Here is an 839-nt window from a genome sequence, read left to right on the forward strand (position 1 = left end):
AAAAAACTTAAAAACTTTGTTTTAATAACGCTTATTTGCTCAATGCAATCAGTATTTGCAGTAAGTTACACAGACAAAGCTCAAGTAGTCTCTATAGAAGATGTTTATAGAGAACACACTATCAAGCAGCCATATCAAGATTGCTATACCAAAGAGTTTCATCAAAAAGTTGGTGGCGATGGTTCTGCTACTAATGAGATTCTTGGTGGTATCCTTGGTGGTGCTATCGGTAATCAGTTTGGCGGTGGCAATGGTAAAAAAGCCATGACGGTTGCTGGTGCTTTATTAGGTGCTTCAATTGCCAATGATAGTGAAAAAACAGAATACAGAGTTGTTAATAAGCAAATTTGTGATACTAAATATCACTACAGATCTGAGAAGCGCTTTAGTCATTATTTAGTTACCTACAAATATAATGGCAATGTGTATTCATACACAACAGGCAACAAGCCTGGTAAGAGCATTCGTGTTCAAGTGCGTGTTACGCCTATAATGTAATTTATCAAACAGGAGCAGGGGTCATGAAAGTGAGTGAGCTCTTTAAAGCCTTGATGCTGGTTATTCAAATTCAAATCAAAGTTTTAAAGAGGTTATTTGTATAAGCAACCTCTATCATGAAAAGCTACCCCATAGCATTTTCATAAATTAGCAACTGACCGTAGTTGGAGAAGCCAAACGGTCCCCTTTGTGCAATTTTTGAGTAATCAAATTTGTGCCTAAAATAAGTTTTGTTCCCCACAACGAAAAACAAGTCGACAAAAGCAATTTTTGGGAAGAAGTTGTTGTTGACTATGGGGAAGCTTTTAACTGACTACAGTTAAAAAGTGAAGATGCTTGAG

The 839-nt window shown here is 36.6% G+C and carries 1 protein-coding gene; it reads left to right on the forward strand.

The genetic code is table 11. The annotated features are described in order from the left end of the window. Positions 1-498: glycine zipper 2TM domain-containing protein (locus tag BAZSYMA_RS00375; RefSeq protein ID WP_338152899.1), on the forward strand; the 498-nt coding region annotated here is incomplete at its 5' end. Between the last annotated feature and the right edge of the window lie 341 nt (positions 499-839).

The organism is Bathymodiolus azoricus thioautotrophic gill symbiont (genome assembly GCF_001298715.1).
Taxonomy (GTDB): Bacteria; Pseudomonadota; Gammaproteobacteria; order PS1; family Pseudothioglobaceae; genus Thiodubiliella.